Origin of the sequence: Virgibacillus salinus (assembly GCF_900102415.1) — a bacterium.
In the GTDB taxonomy this organism is placed as follows: Bacteria; Bacillota; Bacilli; order Bacillales; family Amphibacillaceae; genus Lentibacillus; species Lentibacillus subterraneus.
The window spans coordinates 946027-969840 of record NZ_FNKD01000001.1 but is presented as its reverse complement, the minus strand read 5'-3'; the positions used below and the strand labels follow the sequence as shown (position 1 = coordinate 969840).

Genomic DNA, 23814 nt, shown 5'->3' with positions numbered 1-23814 from the left:
CTAACTATATACACAGAAGCGCATATTTATTACAGAAATAAGTTTGATAGTTGTGGGTCGGATTGTTGGAAGAAGTAAGTTATGTTGTGTAGTGTATGTGGCGTGATAACAGTCTTTATACATTAAATGCATAAAAGATTTAAAATGGAACAACATTTACATTTTGTCGATTGTCGACATTATCTAAATACTATTATAATTCAGTACAATTCCAAAAGTCAATAAATTTCTATCGCCCATTTTCGTTCCTGTCACATCCCGGTTTTTAGCGAACCTTGTCGACCGGACCTGCCCAACTGTCCCATTAAAAAACGGAACAACCTAAATTTAATGGGTTGTTCCGTTTTTTAATTATAATTCACTACCTAAGCAACTCTATCAATCTCTTTTTTCATATGCTCATCTGAATACGCTTTTCCGTACTTTACAATTGAAAACTTATACAGTATAATGCCTAGAATTACCCATGCCCCTACAATCACCCATTCATACGGCCAAATAAGTGCAGAAGGCATTCCCGGCATATAAAGTATTGTTATACCTCCTGACATGAATACTGCAATCCATCCAATTGTCGTGCCCCCACGTAATCTAAATGGACGCTTCATGCCCGGTGCTTTTTTACGTAAGATAATAAACGATATAGCTACCATTAACCATGCAACAACCAAACCGAGTCCACCAGCATCAACTAACCATACAAGGGCTGGACGACCTAATAATGGTGCAATGGTTGAGAAAACACCAATCAGCAATATTGCTCGATGTGGCGTATTATATTTAGGATGCAGTTCGCCTAGCGATTTTGGAAGCATCCCTGCTCTTGCAAGCGCATAGATTGCACGACTTCCACCAACGTAGAAACCAATCCAACTGGTTAAAATCCCCCCAATACCCCCGAGGACTAGTAGATTGCCCATCATCTGGCTATCACCAAATGCTTTTGCCATCGCATCAGCCGTTACAAGATTTGATTCACCTATTTCAGTTGGACTCAACACACGTGAAACACCAAAAATCACAGCAACATACCATACAACAGCAAGAATAACCGAACCAATTAATAACTGTCCGATTTTCTTTTGTGGAAGATTAATTTCTTCAGCAGCTTGTGGGATAACATCAAATCCAACAAACATAAAAGGAGTCATGATAATAACAGTAAGCAACCCAGCAATTCCCTTTTCAAAGAATGGCTGCATATTCTGAGCGTTTCCTCCGGCAGTACTACCAGTTATCAGCATTAGTCCCGCTATCAGAATCAGCAACGTGAGGATAAACGTTATCGCGGTCGTAAGTTTAATTCCACGATAATTTATCCACGCAACGAGAACGGATCCCAGTATACCAACACCTGCCCATGTCGCTGTGACATCCCAACCTGCTATCGTGTATAAATAACCTTGACTGTATTCTGGAATTAAATATTCAAAAACAGTTGGAAGAGCAACTGCCTCAAAAGCCACCACTGAAACATATCCAAGAATTATGGCCCATGTTGCTATAAATGATGCTCTTCTTCCCATAGCCTTGTAGGTATATACATGTTCACCGCCAGCAAGAGGAAGTGCTGAAGATAATTCCGCATAAGTTAAACCAACAACCACAACTAGTAATCCACCAATTGTAAATGCAAGAATAGCTCCCAATGATCCAGCCTCGGTTATCCATAAACCTGTTGTTACTACCCAACCCCATCCAATCATTGCACCAAAAGCCAGTGCAATAACATCCTTATTACCTAGAATTCTTAATAATTTCCTTTCGTTCATTTTGCTCCCTCCGATCGATTTTGGTAACTAATTAGCAAGTCCATGTATAATTCATATGTTTTTACACTGAAATTTATTTAAGTGTTAAGATGTCACGCCAAGCTGTTTTTGAACTGACAATACAGAATCGTAGAGTTTTTCCACCAATGTATTTATCTGCTCGTTATCTATAACAATTGGTGGTGCAAAGCAGATAATATCTGTACCATTAAACGTGACAGGACGGCATATTACCCCTCTTTCATATAACGCTTCAATTACTCTTGGAGCAACATTCAGTTCTTGTGCGAATCGTTTATTTGTTACTGGATTCTGAACAAGCTCAACAGCACCAAGAAGTCCGATAGTTCGTACATCCCCAACAATATCAAGGTTTTCCTTCACCATTTTGAAACTCTTCAGCAATACCTCCCCCATTTTCCGGGAATTTTCAATTAGATTTTCGTGTTCAATAATCTCGATATTTTTCAATGCAACAGCTGCAGCAGTCGGGTGGCCACTATATGTAAATCCATGGAATAAGGTACCTTTTGACTTTTCCTTTAGCACGTTGTGAATATGATCTGAAACAACAACACCTCCCAGCGGAATATAACCACTGGTAACTCCTTTTGCGAACGTCATCAAATCAGGTGTAGCTCCCCAATTTTCCATTCCAAACATTTTTCCAGTCCGGCCAAACCCGGTTATTATTTCATCAGCAATAAACAAAATTTCATATTCATCGCACAATTTGCGAACCTCTTTAAAATAATCTGCTGGGGGAATCAGCACACCACCAGCACCTTGAACAGGTTCCACTAAAAATGCCGCTATATTCTCCGGCCCTTCGTCTTCAATCACTTGACGAAGAGAAGCTATTGCCTTTTCCGTATTGCCCCCGTATGGTGATTCCGCATGGATAAAATCAATCATCATATGTCCGGCCATTCCCCAAAATTCCGGTATCCCTGTCACACTAGTAGATGCTGCAGCCACACCATGATAGCCGCGCTTTAGGGCAATAATTTTCCTTCGACCCGGCTTCCCCTGTATTTTCCAGTAATGGCGAACTAGCTTAATAGCAGAATCATTTGACTCCGAACCGCCAGATGTGAAAAATACAGCATTCAAACCTGTGGGAGAAATAGTTGCAATCTTCTCAGCTAGTTTTATCGCAGGTTCATGGCTAAAGGTTGAAAAAGCAGAACTAAACGCTAACTTTTTCAATTGTTGTGCAGCCACTTCGGCCAGTTCTTCTCTTCCATGTCCAATATTTACATTCCAAAGAGACGACATCGCATCAATGTATACGTTTCCATTTGTGTCCGTTAAGTAAATTCCCTCTCCCTTTTCCATAATCACTTTTGCTCCATCCTTTTGTTGTTGCTGGATTGACGAAGTTGGATGAATAAAATGTCGCTTGTCTAACTCAATTAAATTTTCCACATTGGCCCCTCCTTGTTTTAGGTGTATCCGACGCTTTTTACTGTCACATATAAATAAAAAAACCAGATATATGGACAGGAGAAAATAAGGTATATACTCCTATCTATATAACTGGTCGTGATCTAGGTACTTGCTCCACTTATCCAGCAGAGTCAATTAGATTTAGCAGTTAATATTATTTAATTATTATTAATTTACCAAATATTTAGTAAGCGGTCAACTCCTTTTTTGATAGTCCCTTATCGTAAATTTTATTGCGCTGTAACCATCGCAATTTATTTATGAAATACGACGTAGTGTGTAAAAATACTCAACCGGGTCTCATAACCCTGATGAGTGAGCCCATGGCTAGTAAGACTGCAAAAGTGCTAGCTTGAGCAGATGTTGCATTGGTACCGGAGTGGTGCAAAGGTTTTTTGTGTCAAAAACAACAAACCTTTAGAAAACAGCCTTTTGCTATAAGGTCACAACATACAATATGCCGGGGGCAGCTAAAATTTTTGCACTGAAGGTTTTATCACGACAATTTTAGATAGTATAATAACTGTGGAGGTGAAAACCAGATGAATAAAACGGTAAAAGATATACTCATGATTATTATTGGTTCATTTATTTTTGCAATCGGTGTTAATTATTTCGCCATTCCGAACCGTTTGTCAGAAGGTGGTGTAATTGGTATTACGATTGTCACGTTTTATTTATTCGACTGGTCCCCGGGGATTGTAAACTTTATCCTTAACACATCACTCGTGGCAGTCGGTTATAGATTTTTTGATAAACGTGTAATCGTTTATACAGTAATTGCAATTATTTTTTCTTCATTATTTTTACACTTCACAGTTGGTTGGGGTGACGAAATAAATGGTGATACATTGCTTGCCGCTTTATTCGCTGGTTTGTCGGTTGGACTCGGACTTGGACTTATTTTCCGGTCCGGTGGTACGTCAGGTGGATCGGCTATCCTCGCCCGACTTGGAAACCAACTTTTAGGCTGGACGATTGGAAAGGGAATGCTTGTAATCGACATTGCCGTTATTGTTGTATCCTCCTTCATCATTGGTCAGGAAAAAGCCATGTACACACTGATTTCTGTTTATGTCGGCGCAAAAGTAATTGATGTTGTTGTGGAAGGTGCCAATGAACGGACAGCCGTAATGATTATATCCAGCCACCCGGATCAAGTACTTGATGCAGTGACTAACAAAATGGATCGCGGCATCACAATACTTGAAGGAAGAGGTGGCTATACAAAATCACATCGCGAAGTATTGTATCTTGTCATTAACAGGTATGAAATCGTCCCCTTCCGAAAAATAATAATGACTATCGATCCAGAAGCATATGTAACCGTGCACGGCGTCCAGGAAATATTCCGAAAAGGATATAAAGGCAGGTAACGGTCTGGCCTGAAGAGGTGCCTGTCGGAAGAGGTGCCTGTCACTCCCCGAATTTTAGCGAATCGTGTCGAACCTGAACAATAAGTATTTAAAAGGTCAGCACCTTATACCAGATGCTGACCTTTTTCTATTTCCTCATTTAAGTACATCCTATACTTCTCCCGTTTTTCTGTGACAGACCCGGAAAAGCTATCTAAAATAACATCGCTATTCAACAAAGCACTCTTTTTCGTATACAAATAGTATCGATAACTGCTCCAGCGGTAAGATTCAGGAGTTTTTACCATCCCCGCTTTAAGAGGGTTTAAATGAATGTACCTGCTAATCTCAAGCATATCCTCGTTTGAATAAATAATCTTATCAAAATAACGTTTTTCAAATACGTGGCCCGTTATACTATTCTTCGTATTATAATAATCGGCATAACGCTTGTTAAGAAGTGACATAACTTTGGAGACAGGCTGTACTTGAGAGCGTAACTGAAGATGAAAATGATTAGTCATCAGGCAATATGTAGCAAGCTCAAATGGAGCTTGCTCATTGACTTCCTGTAGCATGTGAAGAAAAACTTTAAAATCACCTATATCCTTAAAAAGAGCATCCCGCCGATTACCACGACAAACGATGTGATAAAAGGATTCGGGTACCCAAAGACGTGGTTTTCGTACCATAATTCACCTCACTTTTCATTCCTTATTTAAGATAATTGATATGGCTCGAAAAAGCAAAAGCGTAAAATAGGCTGGGTTATCCCTAAAATTAAGATTTCAACCAGCAGAGTCATGAAATAATGCAATTCACTCGTAAATCCCAGCAAAATAGAGCTAACATCCACTATCAAAATAGAAAACCAACCAAATTTGCGCTTCGACATATATTGACAAAAACCGGGGAGTGACAGGCACCAACGAAACTCTCACCCAACAACTTTAACTTATCAATAGGTATAAGTTTTTGATATCACTTTTTTAAGTTTAAATAATTTATTTTTATCACTAACAAGCATACTATAGTAAGTGAAGGAAGGGAAAACATCTCTTGCTTCACGATACCGCCTTTGTGGCCACAGAACTATTCATTTCCATCAAAATATTTGGAGGTGACTCACATGTCAATGCAAGAAAGTACAATGGTTGAACAGCTTGCAGATTGGACAAATGACATTAAATGGGATGACCTTTCTGAAGAAGCAATTGCTGCTCTTAAAGGGCGCATGCTTGACTCGATTGGCTGTGCAATAGGGTCTCTTGAGGGAGAACCTGTTAAAGCGATTCGCAAAATGACAGAAGATCTGGGTGGAGAACCACTCGTCACATTAATCGGTGGCGGAAAAACGACCCCTGATTATGCAACTTTCCATAACGGGGCTACAATCCGCTATCTGGATTTCAACGACTCTTATTTAGCAAAGGATGAGACCGGTCATCCATCAGATAATATAGCACCAGTCCTGGCAGCTGCAGAATATGCTAATGCCGACGGACGTGACTTTCTAACAGCACTGGCCATTGCCTATCAGGTTCAATGCCGTCTGTCGGATGTCGCACCAGTAAGAAATCACGGGTTTGATCATACCGTTCAGGGTGAGTATGGCGCAGCAGCTGGAGCCGCGCGAGCTATGGGGCTTAGCAGTAAACAGATTGCAAACGCCATTGCGATTGCAGGTACAGGCTACAATTCACTGCGCGTAACAAGAACCGGCGAACTTTCGAACTGGAAAGGTCTCGCCTATCCAAACACTGCTATGGGAGCAGTTCACGCAACATTGCTTGCAAACTATGACATCACAGGTCCCCGCGAGGTTTTCGAAGGCAATAAAGGATTGATGGATTCAATCACTGGTCAATTTGAAATAGATTGGGCAAAAGAAGATCTTGAACGCGTGACCGATACAATCATAAAACGCTATAATGCAGAAATACATTCACAGTCATCAATTGAAGGAATTCTCGAACTGCGTGACCGTGAAAATATCAAAGCGCATGATATAAAAGAAATTCGACTTACCACCTTTGATGTTGCCTACAACATTATCGGTGGCGGAGAAGAAGGCAGTAAAAAAATAATCCGCTATAAAGAAGAAGCTGATCACTCCTTACCATATATGTTGTCTGCTGCATATCTGGATGGTAACGTCATGCCCGAACAATACGAACCGGACCGCATAAATCAAGACGATATCCAGCAACTCCTGCAAAAAGTGCATGTTGAGCCAAGCGATGAATTTAGTGATCGTTTTCCAGACGAAATGGCATGCAGGATTGAAATCGAAACAAATGATGGCCGTATTTTTGACATTGAAAAGCGTGACTATCAAGGCTTCAAAACACAACCCGCCAGCTGGGAAGTACTAATGGGAAAATATAATGGATTGACTCAAAAGATTGACAGCAATTTGGCTGCCGAAATCTCCAATACAATAAGAAATCTTGAAAACGTAAAAATTAGTGAACTAACTGCATTACTTGGTCAAATTAAAATCAAGGAGGATGAATCATTATGAGTAATCAAAAAGCATTTCAAGGAATTCGCATGAACAGCCGTCAGGAAAAACCACGTACACGTGGAATAACCGAAATTCGCGGACCATACTATTCCGTTATGGGCAAAAATTATCTCCAGGATATTTTAGAAACAATGGGTGATTATGTTGATTCATTAAAATTTGCTGGCGGGGCTTTCACATTATACCCCGAGGATAAACTTCGTGAATTAATCGACCTAGCACACGATTATGATGTAAAAGTATCGACTGGTGGGTTCATGGAAACAGTTGTAACACAAGGTCCTGAAGCAATTGATCACTATATAAGTGAGTGTAAACGTGTCGGCTTTGACATTATCGAAATTTCCACAGGCTTCATTACCATGCCAACCGATGATATTGTCCGTCTGGTTGAAAAGGTACAAAACGCCGGCTTACTCGCCAAACCAGAAATCGGCGTACAATTCGGTGCAGGTGGTACAAATACTGTTGAACAAAATGAAGCTGAAGGCATTACTGATCCAGCACAGGCTATCGAAGTCGGCAAGAGATGCTTAGACGCCGGAGCTTATATGCTAATGATTGAATCAGAAGGTATTACGGAAAGTGTTCACACATGGCGTACCGAGGTTGCAACTCAGTTCGCACGTGAACTTGGTACTGAGAAAGTTATGTTCGAGGCAGCCGATCCGGATGTATTTGAATGGTATATCAAAAACTACGGCCCGGAAATTAACGTCTTCGTTGACCACAGCCAGATTGTTCAGCTTGAAACATTACGCCGTGGCACCTGGGGAACAAAGGATTTATGGGGTCGCGTAGTTACGCTGGGTGAATAATAATTTAAAAAATATAGCCGGGCACACTAACCCGGCTATATTTATTACAAAACTTGACCTGCGACAATTAATAAAATCATAAACTGCCTTATAATTAATTTAAGTAATAAAAATATAGCGGGAATTGGACAGTATGAAGATAACTGCATTTATCATCATAATTGTAATGACCCTATTAACTACTTTTGCCATGCAATTTGAAGGCAGCACGCTACACCTTTCGGAAACATTAAAGGTGAATCCCAAATCTATTACTAAAATTACGTTATCTCCTCCATCTGATAGCAGCTATAATAGTACAACTGAAGAAGACAAGATCCAGGAGTTTATTCAGTTCATCGACCGGTTTAATTATAAAATAATCAGAGGGAATGAACCAGCCTATTTACCTATGACAGCGAGTATGATTTATCTGTATGAAGATGGGAAAGTGGACTTTATTGTTTCATTTGAGGACAAAGTAATGATCAGCCAGGAGGTTTTTGAGGTAAAAAACGGAGAAATCAAACATAGCTTTGTAACCGACTATTATAAATCACTGGAATGAATTAATTGAAAGTAATTCTCATTAGGACGTATAATACAGTTAGAAACAGATAAAAAGGAGATGACCTCTAATGGCTAGGATTTTAGTTATATATGCAAGCTTGACTGGCAGCACAGAAATAATGGCAGAAAGTATCGTCGAACATATTAAAGATGATCATGATGTTGTCGTCAAAACGTTTGACTTCGATCCAATTGATGCAAAGGAATTGAAGAATTTTGATGGAATATTGATTGGCTCTTATTCATGGGATGACGATATCCCATTTGAAGTAGAAGGATTTCATGATGATATGGATGAAGTTGATTTAACGGGAAAACTCGTGGGTGTATTTGGCTCATGTGATTCCTATTACGATATATATGGTCCCGCACTTGATACAATGGCTATAAAAGCAGAAAAACAAAATGCAACCGTCTTTGAGGAAAAATTAAAAATTGAGCTTGAACCCGATCCTGATGACATCAAGCATTGCCAACGTTTTGCCGATGAATTTTTAAAAGAAATAAAGAAGTAATTACATAAGCCCTTAGTTATTATCTAAGGGCTTTAAGTATATCTTTCAAACTCAGTTAACCTGTAAGCCTGTTTGATCAATTTGTAAACCGGCAATCGTGTAACCTGTTAGTCCTGCTTCCATCTGTTCCCGAATATAAGCTCCCTTTCCTTTAGGAACAAAGGAAATCATAGTTGGCCCCGCTCCGCTTATCACTGTTCCATACGCACCCTTGGCTTTTGCTTTTCGCCTTATATTTTCGTAGTTCGGAATGAGTTCTGCCCGATAAGGCTCATGAAACAGATCATTCTCCATCATCTTACCGGCAACATGATAATCGCCAGACAGTAGAGCGGCAATCATTACGTTGGTAATTGCACTTGCACTAGTGGCATTTTTTCTGGAAAAGTTAGCTGGAAGTACACTTCGCGCGGTTTCAGTCTTCAGTTCACTATCAGGTATGCAGACAACAACATCTAAATCAAGTGAAGTCAGCCGGACATATTCAACTTGATTATTCTGCGTTGTAGCAGTAACGACGACCCCTCCAAATAGGGAAGCTGCGATATTGTCCGGATGTCCTTCGATATCGGTCCCATATTGCAGCTTTTGTTCACCTGTTAAAGACAGACCACATAACTGATTGGCTAATTCAATCCCAGCCAGTACCGCAGATGCACTGCTTCCGAGTCCCCGTGCTAACGGAATTTCACTAGCTACAGTCACTTTACAACCTGGTAATGTTTTTTGATGGCGATCTGCTGTTTGCTTGGCAATTTTATAGATGAAGTGATCCGCATAGTCTGTGAAAGAAGGCAGAAAATGGGATTTGTGCTCAAACTCCCATTCCTCCTGTTCTGTTACATCCAATGTCAAAAAACGGTTTAATGCAAGACCTGCTGAATCGAATCCTGGTCCTATATTTGCTGAACTTGCTGGAATAGAAATCTTAAACTGTTTCAAGTTCTGTCACCATATCTGTGATATAAGCCGTAACTTTTTCTTCATCATTTGGAAGTGACACAGGATCGACTGTTACCTGTTCAATCGCTGTTTGTGGATCCTTCAGACCGTTACCAGTTAGCACAGCTGCAACCTTGCTGCCTTGTTTAATAGCCCCTTCCTTACACTGCTGAATAACTCCCGCAATCGATGCACAGGATCCAGGCTCTGCAAAAATCCCTTCCTTTTTTGCCAGGAGTTGAAAGGCTTTTTTTATTTCATCATCTGTTACCATACCAATTTTTCCACCAGATTCATCTCTTGCAGCTATCGCCATGTCCCAGCTTGCTGGATTGCCAATACGAATTGCTGTTGCAACTGTCTCTGGATTAGGGATGATTTTATTTTTCACAATAGCTGCGGCTCCCTCAGCTTCAAATCCAAACATTCTCGGAAGAGCTGTTTGCTTTTCTCTGTTATATTCTTTAAATCCTTTCCAATAGGCACTAATATTCCCGGCGTTGCCGACAGGAACTGCAAGGATATCAGGTGCCTCGCCAAGCTGTTCACAAACCTCAAATGCAGCTGTCTTTTGTCCTTCAAGACGATAGGGGTTCACCGAATTCACAAGTGTAACCGGTGCATTTTCACTTAGTTTACGCACCATTTTTAACGCATCATCAAAGTTGCCGTCGATTTCAACAATCTCAGCACCATACATTTTGGCCTGTGCAAGTTTTCCAAGTGCTACTTTTCCCTTAGGAATCACGATAATTGCGCGCAGACCTGCTCTTGCAGCATATGCTGCTGCTGAGGCTGATGTATTACCGGTTGAAGCACAAATAACGGATTTACTTCCTTCTTCAACTGCCTTTGCAACAGCCATCACCATTCCGCGGTCTTTAAATGAGCCAGTAGGATTTGCTCCTTCCACTTTGCCATACAGTTCCACACCCAATAACTCTGATAGGTGTGGAAAATGTATTAAGGGTGTATTGCCTTCATGAAGTGACAAGGCAGGTGTTTTTTTGGTTACAGGTAAATAGCTTTGGTAATGATCAATTATTCCTTGCCAGCTCATTGGTCATAGCCTCCTTCAATGCGGAAATAGCTTTTCACTTCCTCGACAACATCGACCTTCGCTAATTTTTCCAGCGCTTGATTGATTTTTTCCAAAGTTGTTTGATGTGTAACTACGATAACCTCAGCAAGTCCATTTTCCTTATCATTTTTGATTGGATCCTGCAAAATCCGTTCAAAACTTATATCTAATTCATTAAACAAGGATGAGATTTCCGTAAATGTTCCGCTCCGATCCTGCACATGTATTCTAAAATAATACTGTCCAAAGCGCTGTTCAGGTGATTTTAGCACCTTGTCATAACGAGGTGTAACAACCTGTTGTCCAGTTACACCCAGCAGCATATTTTTAATGACTGCAGTAACATCAGACATTACAGCTGTAGCAGTCGGTAAGCTTCCTGCCCCAGGCCCGTAAAACATTGTCTCGCCAACAGCTTTTCCGTTAACATAAACCGCATTGTACTCATTTTTCACTGCTGCCAGTGGATGGTTCTCAGGCAAAAATGTTGGCTGTACACTTACTTCAATCTGCTTATCCTGAAAATCTGCAAAGCCGATCAGCTTCATTTTAAGGCCAAGCTGCCTCCCAAACTGGAGGTCCTCTAAGGCCAGACCATCTATCCCATCAACCTCTACATCCGCTAGATCTACGGATGTTGAAAAAGCAAGTCTGGCAAGGATCGCCATTTTTCTGGCGGCATCCAATCCACCTACATCCCCTGTAGGATCAGCCTCAGCAAAGCCTAGCTCCTGAGCTTCTTTTAATGCATCTTCATAGGCTACTCCTTCATCATCCATTTTCGTTAGAATATAATTTGTAGTCCCATTTACAATTCCCATCACTTTTTCGATTCGGTCTGATGCGAGTCCATCAACTATACCGCCTATAATAGGGATCCCCCCTGCTACACTGGCTTCATAGAACAAGTCACATCCGTTTTGTTTTGCCGCATATTGCAGCTCTGGACCGTGTAATGCCATTAAATCTTTATTTGCAGTTACTACGTGCTTTTTGGCTTTAAATGCTCTTAAAATATGTTCACGCGCTTCATCAATACCACCCATGACTTCAATAATGATGTCAATTTCAGGATCAGCCAACACTGCTTCTGGGTTTGTCGTGAGAGTTGCAGGATTTACTTGTACATCACGATCCTTCTCTACGTCACAAACCAAAATACTTTTGATAGTGACCCCGCACCCCAGCTGATGGACAAGTTCTTCCTGATGTCCTTCAACAATTTGCACCACACCAGAGCCAACTGTTCCTAAACCTAAAAGTCCTACAGATATATTTTTTTCCATAATCTCACCTCATTTTTAATTTGTTACACCTGATTCTAACGGTTGACTTAATTGAAGCGTATCATGCAGCAAATTCACTGCCCTGACTAGATCCATCTCGTGTATTAATACACCTATAGTTGTATGACTGTCAGCTGATTGCAAAATTTGAATATCTTTTTCATTCAGTTCATCTGCAATTTTAGAAGCAATTGGACCGCTTAAAAGATCATTCCCAACTACAGACACCTTTGCACAATTTTCGATTACCTGTGGCGGTTTGCAACCCAGGTCCTTAATGAGACCTATTGCTGTTTGTGTATTAGCCTTTGGAATTGTGAAAAGTAATCCAGTTGAGGATATAGCTGAAAAGTCAACTTGAATCCCTGTATCTGATAACTTCTTAAAAATTTGATCGCGATGCTCTTTCTTTTCAATCTTAAAATGGGTTAACGCCGACTTATGAGCAATACCAGTAATTGATTGTTCAGGACCAAAATCTGTGATCAGCGTTCCATTTTTTGTCTCATAAGTAGAACGTACATGTAGTGGTACATTCGCCACTCTGGCAATCTCAACAGCACTTGGATGAATCACTTTCGCGCCTTGATTTGCCAAGTTACAGCTATCCGAGTAGGTCGCACGTTTTAACTGCCTTGCCGACTTGACTATTCTCGGATCTGCAGTCATAATCCCGTTGACATCCGTAAAGATTTCAATTTTTTCCGCATTTAGGGCCACTCCTAATGCTGCTGCAGTCGTGTCACTTCCACCTCTGCCAATCGTCGTAATCTCTCCATCAGTTGTTTGCCCCTGAAAACCCGCAACAACTACTACATCGAAGTTATTTAGCTCTTTTTCCAGGCGGGTTGTATCCACATTCTTAATCTCCGCTTGTGTAAATTCTGCTGTTGTCATGATTCCAGCCTGACCGCCAGTGAGTGCAGTAGAATTAATATGATTTTTTTGCAGTTCATTTGATAAAACAATACTTGCAATTGTTTCTCCGCACGACATCAACAAATCCATTTCACGTTCATTGTGAAAAGGTACCGACCAGTCAACAAGATTTAGCAATGTATCTGTTGCATAAGTGTCAGGCTGGCGCCCCAATGCTGACACAACCACAACCAACTTATACTGCCTTTCAACTGCATATTTAATATGCGAAATAACTTTAGAAATGCTCTCTTCTGATTGTAATGAGGTACCTCCAAATTTCTGAACTAAAACTGTCATCTCGACCCTCCCTAAATTTTTTCCGGTTCTGTCCTCTCCATAATTTCAATGGAGCCTGCTAGGATATTAGAAAACTTGGCATTCGCCAAGCCTTAATATAGATAAGCCTTAGTTGCGCTTATGCAGTAAGAAAGAATTTATACTTTCTTAACTGCTAAATAAAAAAGACCCTTCTCTTCCCATAATCCTGCATAAGTTCAGAATTAATGGGGAGAAAAGAGTCTACTTTTCACGGTTCCACCCAGGTTTATAGCAATCTCGCGACTACTACCTTGTGAAGCTGTCGAACAGCCCGTTTTGATAACAGGTGCATTTGATTGCACCTGGCCAAGTCTAATAAGATAACCCGTTCAACTTAGCACTCGGAGATGGTTTCAGAACACTTGTATTTCCAGGCTTCCAGCAACCCCAGATCTCTGTTAATACAAATCACATGTTCCTTCGTTCTCGTCAATGAGTTAATTTTATTCTTTTATAAGATGTGTATTTCATTTATTGAATATTTGATATTGCCGATAATCATATAACGTTTTACGCAGTTGGTCAACAGCTTTTTCTAATTTTTTAATATCTTTTCTAATAAATTGTAATTGTATGCGGTTGCAATGTCTGTGGCATAAGGAAAGCTACACAATATTACAATATTATTACACTGCTAATGTGCTGCAGCAAAGAAACCCAGGAAGTGACAGGCACCACATATTAATTCAGTCACATTGTTGCGGGTTTGGTATATTTTAATGTAAGGATAATGGTATACTAATTTAGAAAAATATCACACTAGGAGGTTCCCACATAATGAGCAACTTCCCAATTTTCGATGGGCATAACGATACACTTTTGAGTCTTCATTTACCTGAAGAAGCGAAAGAACGATCATTTTTCAAAGAGAGCGACATAGGACATATTGATTTTCCCCGAGCCAAAAAAGGCAATTTCGGTGGTGGTTTTTTTGCAGTATGGACACCTAATGACGGCTATGAAGTTAATCCTGAAGACCATGTAACATCAGATGGATACGATATACCACTTCCACCACCAATTAAACATAAAAAAGCATTGGCCAACACAAATACGTTTGCTGCTGGCTTGTTTCGACTCGAAAACGAATCAGATGGAAAATTTAAGGTAGTTCGCAATGCAACTGAACTGGCACATTGTCTTAAAAACGACGTCATGGCTGCTGTGCTTCATATAGAAGGCGCTGCAGCCATTGATACAAATTTTGATACACTGCACGTTTTATATAAAGCTGGACTGCGTTCACTTGGAATCGTATGGAGCAGACCAAACGTCTATGGTGAAGGTGTTCCCTTCCGCTACCCATCATCCCCTGATATTGGGTCTGGACTTACTGAGACCGGCAAGCTGCTTGTTCGTGAATGTAATAAACTAGGCATCATGGTCGACACGACACACTTGAATGAAAAGGGATTCTGGGATGTTGCGCAAATTACAGATGCACCTATCGTAGCAACTCATTCTAATGTACATGCACTTTGTCCAATATCACGTAATCTGACAGACAAGCAGTTAGAAGCTGTTGCACAATCAAATGGTGTAGTTGGTATCAATTATGCGGTGAACATGCTTCGTGAAGACGGTGGAACTGATACGGATATTTCGCTGGATTTAATTGTTCGCCATGTCAGCTATATAGCTGACAAGTTCGGTATAGACCATGTCGCTCTCGGGTCTGATTTTGATGGTACAACCGTACCAGACGAACTCAAAGACGTTACTGGTTTACCCAAACTTGTTGCACGACTACAAGCACACGGATTTAACGATGATGAATTACGAAAAATCACCCACGGAAACTGGATCAGGGTACTGAGTGAAACGTGGAAATAGGTGGTGCAGTGCCTGTCACTTCCCGATTTTTGTCAAACTTTGTCGAACAACATAAATATCTACCAATACAAAGCAGCCGTCATGTAATAACGGCTGCTTTCTATCTTACTTATTAAATATCCCTAATCTACCAATACGCTCTACCGCTTCCTCCAGTCGTGCTTCGGAATCAAGCAGACCAACACGAACATAGCCTTCCCCATTTGACCCAAAACCATTTCCAGGAGCAACAACCACATGTGCTTTTTCCAGCAATAAATCAGCAAATTCTTCTGAAGTATAACCAGTCGGGACAGGTAGCCAGGCAAAGAACGTACCCTTTGGCGCGTCCGCTTCCCAGCCGATTCTATCCAATGCAGCAATGAATCGCTCCCGACGATTTGCATATGTATCAACCAAGTATTGCGCTGCGGTCTGATCACCAGTCAACGCTTCTGCAGCAGCTTCCTGTACTGCTCCAAACAAACTGACATACATGTGATCCTGCACAAGGTTAATGCTCTCAATAACAGAAGGATTTCCTACAGCAAAAGCAACTCGCCATCCAGCCATACTATAGGCTTTTGATAACGTATAGATCTCGACCCCGACATCTTTTGCACCAGCTGATTGCAGAAAACTAACTGGCTTTTCCTCTTCAAATCCAATTGTCGCATAGGCAAAATCATGCACAACACAAAAATCATGCTTATTCGCTAGTTCAATCGTTTCATCAAAAAACTCTTTACTTGCGGTTGCTGCAGTCGGATTGTTCGGGTAGTTTAAAAACATCAGCTTCGCCCGTTCAAGTTCTTCCTCACTTATCTCACTGTAATCAGGCAAAAATCCGTTCTTCCTAAGCAGTGGCATAAACGCTGTTTCAGCATCAGCCATTGCCGTGCCTGACATGTAATCCGGATATCCCGGGTCAGGCAGCAATGCCAAATCACCGGGGTTCAACAAACACTGACTCAATTCCACAAGCCCTGTTTTTGCCCCAAACAAAATAGCTACTTCTGTTTTCGGATCTATCGTTACACCGTACTCCCTTTGGTAAAAGTCTGCTACAGAGTCTTTTAAATACTGGAACCCTTGAAACGGTGTATACTTATGATTTCTCGGTTTTTCTGCACCCTCCTGCAGTGCCTTCACTATATGCTCAGGTGTCGGCAGGTCCGGGTTTCCCTGTCCAAGAACTATAACATCATGACCCTTTTCTTTCATAGATTGCGTCTTCTTAACCAGCTTCGCAAAAAACTGTTCAGGCAACCGCCTCAGCATATCTGATTGCTCAAATTTTCTCACACGAACCACTCCCCAATCCCAGATTAAGTTTTATCGTAACGATGTTTCCCGGGATTGTAAAGGGAGCCCACAATAAATTTACGATGCAAATATCCTTTGTTCTCCCGCTAATTTTTGAATCATCGGAAGCATCCCAATATCCAAGTTACCGCCACTAACAATCACTCCACAATTTCTGGAGCGAATTCTGTCATGATATTTAAACAGTGCTGCAAGTGACGCAGCACCTGCCCCTTCCATTAACGTTTTATTACGTTCAAGCATATAAACAATTGCTGAGGCAATTTCCTCATCGCACACTGTTACAATATCATCGACATACTTTCGGATAACCGGTAATGTATTTTTCCCTGGCTGTTTCACTGCAATACCCTCTGCTATTGTTTTAACAGATGTAAGTTTTTCATTCACGTTACGATGAAAACTTTTATGCATGGCAGCAGCTCCATTTGCCTGGACACCGATCACTCTGATATTGCGATTGATATGTTTTGCAGCTGTCGCGATGCCGCTAATTAATCCGCCACCACCAATTGGTACCAAAATCGTGTCAATCCTGTCTTCCTGACGCAACATTTCCATCGCAATAGTCCCTTGCCCTGCCATAACGTCATAATCATCAAATGGATGTATATACGCTGCTCCAGTTTCTGCTTTTCTTTCTAATGAAGCCTCAAATGCCTCTTGGAATGATTCACCAATAAGAACAACCTCTGCTCCATATGCCTTAGTGGCATTGATTTTTGCAAGCGGCGTTCCTTCTGCCATAAATATCGTCGTCTTCACTCCCAATTTAGCTCCTGCATAAGCTACACCTTGTGCATGATTCCCTGCTGATGCAGTAACCACGCCATTTTGTAACTGTTCCTTTGGAAGCTGCATTAGTTTAAAGGTTGCTCCTCTAAATTTGAACGCACCTGTTTTCTGCTGATTTTCCATTTTAAAATACACGTTTTTCCCGACCATTTGATTGGTGGTAGACGAGGTTAGTAACGGTGTGCGATGGACAAAAGGCTCGAGCCGCTTCCATGCATTGTAAACCGTTTCGCCAGTTAAGAAATTCCCAAGGTTTACACTCCTTTTTATTATAAAACTGTTTTTTGCTGTTTAATGCCTAATAGAAATATACTAGACATCCCTACAAGCACCATGTCTTCGCTTTCGAAATATCTTCCCCACAAGAGTCTCACAGAGTTCCCCCTGCTAAAGTGTGCAAAAACCAGCGGAGGAAATACATGGAGACTCCTGCGGGAATAGCAACAGCTGAAGATCCCGCAGGAAGCGGTTTTTGCTTCCGAGGAAGCTGAAGCGTTACCCGCGGAAAGCGGAATGTATTTCCGTAGCGGTGTCACAGCACTTAAATTATCTTTCTACATCACAGTTTATATAAAACCAGCCTAACTAAAATAGCAGTTATTCACTATCTGCCCTCAAACGCAGTGATTTTAGCTTCATGATGCAACGTAAGAGCGATATCGTCCCAGCCATTTAACAGCTTTTCTTTATGGTAGTTATCAATCGAAAATGGAACTGTTCGTTTATCATCAACAATCTGCTGATTTTCCAAATCCACTTGCAAATAAAGTGCTGATTCTTCCGCTTGTTTCATCCATTCACTTACTTGTTTTTCATCCATCTGCACTGGAATAATCCCATTCTTCAAGGCGTTATTATAAAAAATATCGGCAAAACTAGGGGCGATAATTACCCGAAACCCATAATCCAGCAACGCCCACGGTGCATGTTCACGTGATGATCCGCACCCAAAATTTTCACCGCCCAATAAGATAGAGGCATCCGCATATGCATTTTGATTCAAAATAAAGTCATACCGTTGCTTGCCATTATCATCAAACCGCCAGTGATAAAAGAGAAATTGTCCGAATCCGGTTCGTTCGACACGTTTCAAAAACTGCTTTGGGATAATCTGATCTGTATCAACATTTGTACGATTTAATGGAAATACTTTTCCAGTATGCTTTTGAATTGCTTCCATAACCACTCACCTCCTATTGCAGTGCCCCTGCATATTGACGTACATCCACAAAATGACCTTCAATCGCAGCAACAGTCGCCATTTCCGGGCTAACCAGATGAGTTCTGGCACCATTTCCTTGCCGCCCCTCAAAGTTGCGGTTCGACGTTGAGGCACACCTTCCACCAGGAGGAACAATGTCATCATTCATAGCTAGACACATACTGCAGCCAGCCTCTCGCCATTCAAACCCAGCTTCTTTGAAAATAAGATCAAGTCCCTCTTCTTCCGCTTGCCATTTCACTTTAAATGATCCTGGAACAACAATCGCTCTAACTTTTGGATTCACTTTTCTACCTTGAATAACTGATGCAGCTTTTTTCAAATCACCCAATCGTGAATTGGTACAGGAACCGATGAACACATGGTCAATTTCAATTGAGGTAATTGGCTGATTTTCCTTTAATCCCATATATTCCAACGCTCGTTCCAAGTCCTCTTTATACTCTGCATCATTTACTGACGGAGTGGAACCATTTACAGGTACACACATACCAGGATTTGTTCCCCATGTTACTTGCGGTTCAACTTCAGCTGCCTTAATTGTTACGGTCTCATCATAAACTGCACCTTCATCAGTAGCGAGCTTCAGCCATTCACCAGTAAGCTGATCAAATTCCTCACCTTCAGGCACATGTGCCCGGCCGCGCAGGAATTCAACAGTTTTTTCATCCGGACTGATCAAGCCAGCTCTTGCACCAGCTTCAATCGACATATTGCAAACAGTCATCCGACCTTCCATAGACAAATTCCGAATCGCATCTCCGGTATACTCAATTACGTATCCTGTGCCAAACCTAACGCCATATTTCCCGATAATAGCTAGTATTAAATCCTTCGCTGTCACACCTGGACCAAGATCTCCATCCACATGGACATTTAGCGTCTTTGGTTTTTCCTGCCACAATGTTTGCGTCGCCAAAACATGCTCAACTTCACTTGTTCCAATTCCAAAGGCCAATGAACCAAAAGCGCCATGTGTAGAGGTATGACTATCTCCGCAAACAATCGTTTTTCCCGGCTGTGTCAACCCAAGTTCCGGACCAATCACATGAACAATCCCCTGATCAGGATGATACATATCTGCAAGAGTAATACCAAAGTCCATGCAGTTCTTTTTCAACCTTTCCATCTGTTTTACCGAAATTTCATCCTTTATTACATCACGGTTTTTCGTTGGAACATTATGGTCCATCGTTGCATAAGTCAGGTCCGGCCGACGTACTTTGCGATCAGTCAGCCGTAATCCTTCAAATGCCTGTGGTGACGTAACTTCATGAACAAGGTGCAGATCAATATACATAAGACTCGGTTTTCCTTCTTCATCATGGACAACATGCTTATTCCAAATTTTTTCTACAATCGTTTCGGGCTTCCCCATTAGGAATACCTCCTCTCTCTTTAAAAATATGAACTGCAAATACTGTCTGAAACGCTTTTAGTCGTGATATTTTCTATAACTGCCTCTGTCATCTCGGCGGTACCAACAAGTTTTCCGCCTTCTCTATTCAAATCAGCTGTATGATAGCCTTCATTTAACGTATCATTTACTGCTGATTCAATCTCAGCAGCCTCCTCTTCCATGTTAAAAGAATGGCGAAGCATCATAGCCGCTGACAGAATCATCCCAATTGGATTGGCCATTCCACGTCCTGCAATATCAGGCGCAGAACCATGAACTGGCTCGTAAAGACCGACACCGTCTGAACGTACACTTGCGGACGGCAGCATTCCAAGCGAACCTGTTAAAACGGATGCCTCATCACTTAAAATATCGCCAAATAAATTCTCCGTAACCATAACGTCAAACTGATCAGGACTAGTAACAAGCTTCATTGCAGCAGCGTCAACAAGCAGATGGTCCACCGTTACATCTGGATACTGCTGTCGCTTTTCCTCGACAACTTCCCGCCAAAGACGGCTTGATTCCAGCACATTTGCTTTATCCACTGAAGTTAAATGCTTTCGTCGTTTTCGTGCACTTTGGAATGCTTTATCCACAATCCGTTCAATTTCATAGCGCTGATAATAAAGAGTATCAACAGCCGCCTGCCCATTTTCTCGCCGTTCACTAGGCTGCCCAAAATATAGACCACCTGTTAATTCACGAATGATTAAAATGTCACTTCCACTGATAACTTCTTGCTTCAGTGGAGAAACATGTTCTAATGCCGGAAAACTCTTGATTGGCCGCAAATTCGCAAACAGACCCAATTGTTTCCTAATTCCAAGTAATCCTTTTTCAGGCCGCTTGTTTGCCGGGAGATTATCCCACTTCTTTCCCCCAACAGACCCTAGTAATACAGCTTCAGCCTGCTGGCAAGCCTTCAACGTATCATCCGGCAGCGGGTTGCCATAGCGGTCAATCGCATCTCCACCTATGGCATGTTCATGAAAAGCAAAACGGTGGCCGTATTCTGTAGCAACCGTATTCAGTACTAACTTCGCTGACTCCATCACTTCTTTACCAATACCATCTCCTGGCAGCAAAACAACCTGTTTTTTCATTTAATATCCTCCTTTAACAGCCTCTTCTTTCGGCTTTGATATATGATATTGAATCATGTAGCGGTTCACAGCATTTAAAAAAGCATTTGCCGACGCCTCAACAACATCCTGTGCTGTTCCACGTCCATTCATTGATTCTCCATTTACCAAAAGCTGTACATGTGATTCAGCAAGTGCATCTTTTCCGCGTCCAACTGAGTTCAGTTGATAATCAACTAATTGCAATTCCTGTTCGATTAAGCTATCCAATGTGTTATATAGTGCTTCAACACTTCCCTGACCTGTACGAGCATTCTGAACCTTATTCCCGTCAGGAGTAGTCAAGGATACTGTCGCTGTAGGAATATTCGCTGTACCATATTGCACCTGGAACATTTCCATTAGATACTTAGCTGCACCAGATTGATCTGTCTGTATTTCCATCAAAATTGTAAAAATATCATCGTCCGTTACTTCTTTCTTACGATCAGTTAGTTGTTTAAATTGATAGAATGCCTTTTTCAAATTTTCCTCAGCTAGCTCAAACCCCAGTGACTTAACTTTATCCTGGAACGCATGACGCCCGGAATGTTTTCCAAGAAATAGTGTATTTGACTGAACTCCAACCATTTCTGGTGTAATAATTTCGTATGTTTCCTTGTTTTTTAGAACGCCATCCTGATGGATACCAGCTTCATGTGAAAATGCATTACGGCCAACAACAGCCTTATTTGCCTGGACAAACATTCCAGATAACTTCGCAATAAGGTCACTCGTACGCTTTATCTCGTTCAATTTCAGTCCAGTTGTATAAGGATATTGATCAGAGCGAATTTCGAATGCTACAGCCAATTCTTCTAATGATGCATTACCAGCACGTTCTCCAATACCATTTATCGTTCCTTCTACCTGAGTAGCACCGTTTTCCACAGCAGCAATCGAATTGGCAACCGCCATACCCAAATCATTATGGCAGTGACAGGATAAATCTACCTGATCAATATTAGGTACTGTTTCTTTAATAAATTGAAATAGCTCCCCATATTCTTTTGGAGTCGTGTAACCGACAGTATCTGGTAAATTAATCACTGTGGCACCAGCATCAATCACTTGCTCAATTATCTGTGCAAGGAAATTCCAGTCTGACCGCGAAGCATCTTCAGCTGACCACTCCACTTGCGGGAACTTTTGCCTTGCATATGCGACGATATCTACCGCTGTTTCAATCACTTGCTCAGGTGTTTGTTTCAGCTTATATGTCATATGAATCGGTGAAGTTGCCAAAAAGATATGAAGGCACGGTTCTTCTGCATATTTCAGCGCATCCCATGCCGTGTCGACATCTGATTTCACTGCCCTTGCAAGTCCCGTAACCGATGTTCCTTTGATGGTTTCAGCAATTGCTTTTACTGCTTCAAAGTCACCCTGGGAAGAAGCAGGAAAACCTGCCTCCATCCGGTCAACACCCAATTTCTCAAGCTGTCTGGCGATTTCCAGCTTCTCAAGTTTATTTAAATTTACTCCCGGTGATTGTTCACCGTCTCTCAAAGTCGTATCAAAAATTTTAATTTGTGACATGCACATTCACATCCTTTTGCTTTTCTTTTGTTGCTTGTAATGGCTGTTTTACAAAAGGCATTAAATCACGGAGCTCCTTTCCAACTTTTTCAATCGGATGCTGGTTTTCCAAGGCATTGATTGCATAGAATTGAGGACGGTTTGCCTTATTTTCCAAAATCCAGCCTTTCGCGAATTCACCTGATTGAACTTCAGAAAGCACTTCTTTCATGCGGGCTTTTGTTTCATCGTTGATGACTCGTGGTCCTGAAACAAAATCACCCCATTGCGCGGTATCAGAAACTGAATAACGCATATTTTCAAGTCCACCTTCATAAAGCAGATCTACAATCAGTTTCACTTCATGCATACATTCAAAATAGGCTACTTCAGGCTGATACCCTGCTTCAGTCAATGTCTCAAACCCAGCTTTTATTAAATTTGTAAGTCCACCGCAAAGTACTGCTTGCTCACCAAACAAATCTGTCTCCGTCTCTTCCTGAAATGACGTTTCAAGAACACCCGCTCTTGCTGCGCCAATTCCTTGAGAATAGGCAAGTGACAGTTGCTTGGCATTGCCGGTAACATCCTGGAAAACACCATACAATGCTGGGACTCCAGCACCTCCCTCGTAAGTCCGGCGAACCAGATGTCCTGGACCTTTTGGAGCAACAAGGAAGACATCAACATCTGAAGGTGGAACAATTTGATTAAAATGAATGTTAAACCCGTGCGCGAACGCCATTGCATTACCCGACTGCAAGTTTGGCTTAATGCTTGCTTCGTAAACCTCTGTCTGATGTTCATCCGGCAGCAGCACCATAACAACATCAGCAACCTTAACAGCATCAGCAACAGAATAGACCTTAAAGCCGTCTTCCTCTGCTTTTTGCTGCGATTTTCCTGGCCTTAGACCAACTACAACGTCATACCCGCTCTCTCTAAGGTTTAATGCATGTGCATGCCCTTGTGATCCGTAACCTACCACCGCGATTTTCTTTTCCTGCAATACCTGCTTATCGATTTCTTTTTCATAATATACTTTTGCCATCTGAAACATCCTCCTCAAAGTTTTTTTAATTTAA

General features: G+C 41.4%; 20 protein-coding genes. 6 read left to right on the top strand and 14 right to left on the bottom strand.

From position 1 onward, the window contains the following. Nucleotides 1-365 precede the first annotated feature (365 nt). Nucleotides 366-1772, bottom strand: coding sequence for an APC family permease (locus BLS02_RS04555; protein WP_092491768.1), 1407 nt, complete (start codon nucleotides 1770-1772; stop codon nucleotides 366-368). An 84-nt stretch (nucleotides 1773-1856) separates the two neighbouring features. Next, complete coding sequence (locus tag BLS02_RS04550) at nucleotides 1857-3200, bottom strand: aminotransferase family protein (RefSeq protein ID WP_092491767.1); 1344 nt, start codon at nucleotides 3198-3200, stop codon at nucleotides 1857-1859. A gap of 563 nt (nucleotides 3201-3763) precedes the next feature. On the opposite strand from BLS02_RS04550, the gene BLS02_RS04545 reads away from it, so the two are divergent. Continuing rightward, nucleotides 3764-4597 (top strand): YitT family protein, encoded by an 834-nt coding sequence (locus BLS02_RS04545; protein WP_092491766.1) that lies wholly within the window; start codon nucleotides 3764-3766, stop codon nucleotides 4595-4597. Nucleotides 4598-4701: 104 nt separating this feature from the next. On the opposite strand, the gene BLS02_RS04540 is transcribed toward BLS02_RS04545, so the two are convergent. Beyond that, the gene (locus BLS02_RS04540) at nucleotides 4702-5268 is read right to left on the bottom strand and encodes an REP-associated tyrosine transposase (protein ID WP_092491765.1); all 567 of its coding nucleotides are present in this window, start codon (nucleotides 5266-5268) and stop codon (nucleotides 4702-4704) included. Between the two features lie 437 nt (nucleotides 5269-5705). Here BLS02_RS04540 and BLS02_RS04535 point away from each other — a divergent pair, with 437 nt between their 5' ends. The 4 genes from BLS02_RS04535 (at nucleotide 5706) to BLS02_RS04520 (ending at nucleotide 8985) form a co-directional block, all read left to right on the top strand. Continuing rightward, a complete protein-coding gene (locus tag BLS02_RS04535; protein ID WP_254788719.1) occupies nucleotides 5706-7100 on the top strand; it encodes an MmgE/PrpD family protein in 1395 nt (464 codons plus the stop codon). Beyond that, entirely contained in the window at nucleotides 7097-7921 is an 825-nt protein-coding gene (locus BLS02_RS04530) for a phosphosulfolactate synthase (RefSeq protein ID WP_092491764.1), read from the top strand. The genes BLS02_RS04535 and BLS02_RS04530 overlap by 4 nt, the downstream gene beginning before the upstream one ends. A gap of 133 nt (nucleotides 7922-8054) precedes the next feature. Further along, nucleotides 8055-8468, top strand: a complete 414-nt coding sequence (locus BLS02_RS04525; protein WP_092491763.1) for a hypothetical protein — start codon at nucleotides 8055-8057, stop codon at nucleotides 8466-8468. Between the two features lie 70 nt (nucleotides 8469-8538). Continuing rightward, nucleotides 8539-8985: a flavodoxin domain-containing protein gene (locus BLS02_RS04520; protein WP_092491762.1), complete on the top strand. Its 447-nt coding sequence runs from the start codon at nucleotides 8539-8541 to the stop codon at nucleotides 8983-8985. 51 nt (nucleotides 8986-9036) lie between these two features. Here the strand turns inward: BLS02_RS04520 and thrB are convergent, their stop codons facing one another. From thrB to dapG, 4 genes are read right to left on the bottom strand one after another with little or no spacing between them, the layout of a single operon-like run. Further along, nucleotides 9037-9927, bottom strand: coding sequence for a homoserine kinase (gene thrB / locus BLS02_RS04515; protein WP_092491761.1), 891 nt, complete (start codon nucleotides 9925-9927; stop codon nucleotides 9037-9039). Next, nucleotides 9914-10987 carry a threonine synthase gene (gene thrC / locus BLS02_RS04510; protein ID WP_092491760.1) on the bottom strand — a complete coding sequence of 358 codons (1074 nt, stop codon included), beginning with the start codon at nucleotides 10985-10987 and terminating at the stop codon, nucleotides 9914-9916. Before thrC ends, thrB begins: the two co-directional genes overlap by 14 nt. Then, nucleotides 10984-12294, bottom strand: coding sequence for a homoserine dehydrogenase (locus BLS02_RS04505; RefSeq protein WP_092491759.1), 1311 nt, complete (start codon nucleotides 12292-12294; stop codon nucleotides 10984-10986). The genes thrC and BLS02_RS04505 overlap by 4 nt, the downstream gene beginning before the upstream one ends. Nucleotides 12295-12309: 15 nt before the next feature. After that, nucleotides 12310-13512, bottom strand: coding sequence for an aspartate kinase (dapG, locus tag BLS02_RS04500; protein ID WP_092491758.1), 1203 nt, complete (start codon nucleotides 13510-13512; stop codon nucleotides 12310-12312). A gap of 798 nt (nucleotides 13513-14310) precedes the next feature. On the opposite strand from dapG, the gene BLS02_RS04495 reads away from it, so the two are divergent. Next, nucleotides 14311-15366, top strand: coding sequence for a dipeptidase (locus tag BLS02_RS04495; protein WP_092491757.1), 1056 nt, complete (start codon nucleotides 14311-14313; stop codon nucleotides 15364-15366). A gap of 105 nt (nucleotides 15367-15471) precedes the next feature. On the opposite strand, the gene BLS02_RS04490 is transcribed toward BLS02_RS04495, so the two are convergent. From BLS02_RS04490 to ilvC, 7 genes are all read right to left on the bottom strand, one after another. Next, nucleotides 15472-16650: a pyridoxal phosphate-dependent aminotransferase gene (locus BLS02_RS04490; protein WP_092491756.1), complete on the bottom strand. Its 1179-nt coding sequence runs from the start codon at nucleotides 16648-16650 to the stop codon at nucleotides 15472-15474. A gap of 78 nt (nucleotides 16651-16728) precedes the next feature. Further along, a complete protein-coding gene (gene ilvA / locus BLS02_RS04485; RefSeq protein ID WP_092491755.1) occupies nucleotides 16729-17736 on the bottom strand; it encodes a threonine ammonia-lyase in 1008 nt (335 codons plus the stop codon). Between the two features lie 334 nt (nucleotides 17737-18070). After that, nucleotides 18071-18646, bottom strand: coding sequence for a 3-isopropylmalate dehydratase small subunit (gene leuD / locus BLS02_RS04480; RefSeq protein ID WP_092491754.1), 576 nt, complete (start codon nucleotides 18644-18646; stop codon nucleotides 18071-18073). Nucleotides 18647-18659: 13 nt separating this feature from the next. Further along, the gene (gene leuC / locus BLS02_RS04475) at nucleotides 18660-20066 is read right to left on the bottom strand and encodes a 3-isopropylmalate dehydratase large subunit (protein WP_092491753.1); all 1407 of its coding nucleotides are present in this window, start codon (nucleotides 20064-20066) and stop codon (nucleotides 18660-18662) included. A gap of 20 nt (nucleotides 20067-20086) precedes the next feature. Further along, complete coding sequence (gene leuB / locus BLS02_RS04470; protein WP_092491752.1) at nucleotides 20087-21193, bottom strand: 3-isopropylmalate dehydrogenase; 1107 nt, start codon at nucleotides 21191-21193, stop codon at nucleotides 20087-20089. Continuing rightward, nucleotides 21194-22750, bottom strand: coding sequence for a 2-isopropylmalate synthase (locus tag BLS02_RS04465; RefSeq protein WP_092491751.1), 1557 nt, complete (start codon nucleotides 22748-22750; stop codon nucleotides 21194-21196). Next, nucleotides 22737-23780, bottom strand: coding sequence for a ketol-acid reductoisomerase (gene ilvC / locus BLS02_RS04460; protein WP_092491750.1), 1044 nt, complete (start codon nucleotides 23778-23780; stop codon nucleotides 22737-22739). Before ilvC ends, BLS02_RS04465 begins: the two co-directional genes overlap by 14 nt. Nucleotides 23781-23814: the final 34 nt, after the last annotated feature.

Coding starts and splice junctions, on each gene's coding strand:
- BLS02_RS04505 (WP_092491759.1), bottom strand. CDS start 12,294: ATGGAAAAAAATATATCTGTAGGACTTTTAGGTTTAGGAACAGTTGGC.
- BLS02_RS04495 (WP_092491757.1), top strand. CDS start 14,311: ATGAGCAACTTCCCAATTTTCGATGGGCATAACGATACACTTTTGAGT.
- BLS02_RS04465 (WP_092491751.1), bottom strand. CDS start 22,750: ATGTCACAAATTAAAATTTTTGATACGACTTTGAGAGACGGTGAACAA.
- leuC (WP_092491753.1), bottom strand. CDS start 20,066: ATGGGGAAGCCCGAAACGATTGTAGAAAAAATTTGGAATAAGCATGTT.
- leuD (WP_092491754.1), bottom strand. CDS start 18,646: ATGGAAGCAATTCAAAAGCATACTGGAAAAGTATTTCCATTAAATCGT.
- leuB (WP_092491752.1), bottom strand. CDS start 21,193: ATGAAAAAACAGGTTGTTTTGCTGCCAGGAGATGGTATTGGTAAAGAA.
- thrC (WP_092491760.1), bottom strand. CDS start 10,987: ATGAGCTGGCAAGGAATAATTGATCATTACCAAAGCTATTTACCTGTA.
- BLS02_RS04535 (WP_254788719.1), top strand. CDS start 5,706: ATGTCAATGCAAGAAAGTACAATGGTTGAACAGCTTGCAGATTGGACA.
- BLS02_RS04555 (WP_092491768.1), bottom strand. CDS start 1,772: ATGAACGAAAGGAAATTATTAAGAATTCTAGGTAATAAGGATGTTATT.
- BLS02_RS04540 (WP_092491765.1), bottom strand. CDS start 5,268: ATGGTACGAAAACCACGTCTTTGGGTACCCGAATCCTTTTATCACATC.
- ilvC (WP_092491750.1), bottom strand. CDS start 23,780: ATGGCAAAAGTATATTATGAAAAAGAAATCGATAAGCAGGTATTGCAG.
- BLS02_RS04520 (WP_092491762.1), top strand. CDS start 8,539: ATGGCTAGGATTTTAGTTATATATGCAAGCTTGACTGGCAGCACAGAA.
- BLS02_RS04545 (WP_092491766.1), top strand. CDS start 3,764: ATGAATAAAACGGTAAAAGATATACTCATGATTATTATTGGTTCATTT.
- BLS02_RS04525 (WP_092491763.1), top strand. CDS start 8,055: ATGAAGATAACTGCATTTATCATCATAATTGTAATGACCCTATTAACT.
- BLS02_RS04530 (WP_092491764.1), top strand. CDS start 7,097: ATGAGTAATCAAAAAGCATTTCAAGGAATTCGCATGAACAGCCGTCAG.
- dapG (WP_092491758.1), bottom strand. CDS start 13,512: ATGACAGTTTTAGTTCAGAAATTTGGAGGTACCTCATTACAATCAGAA.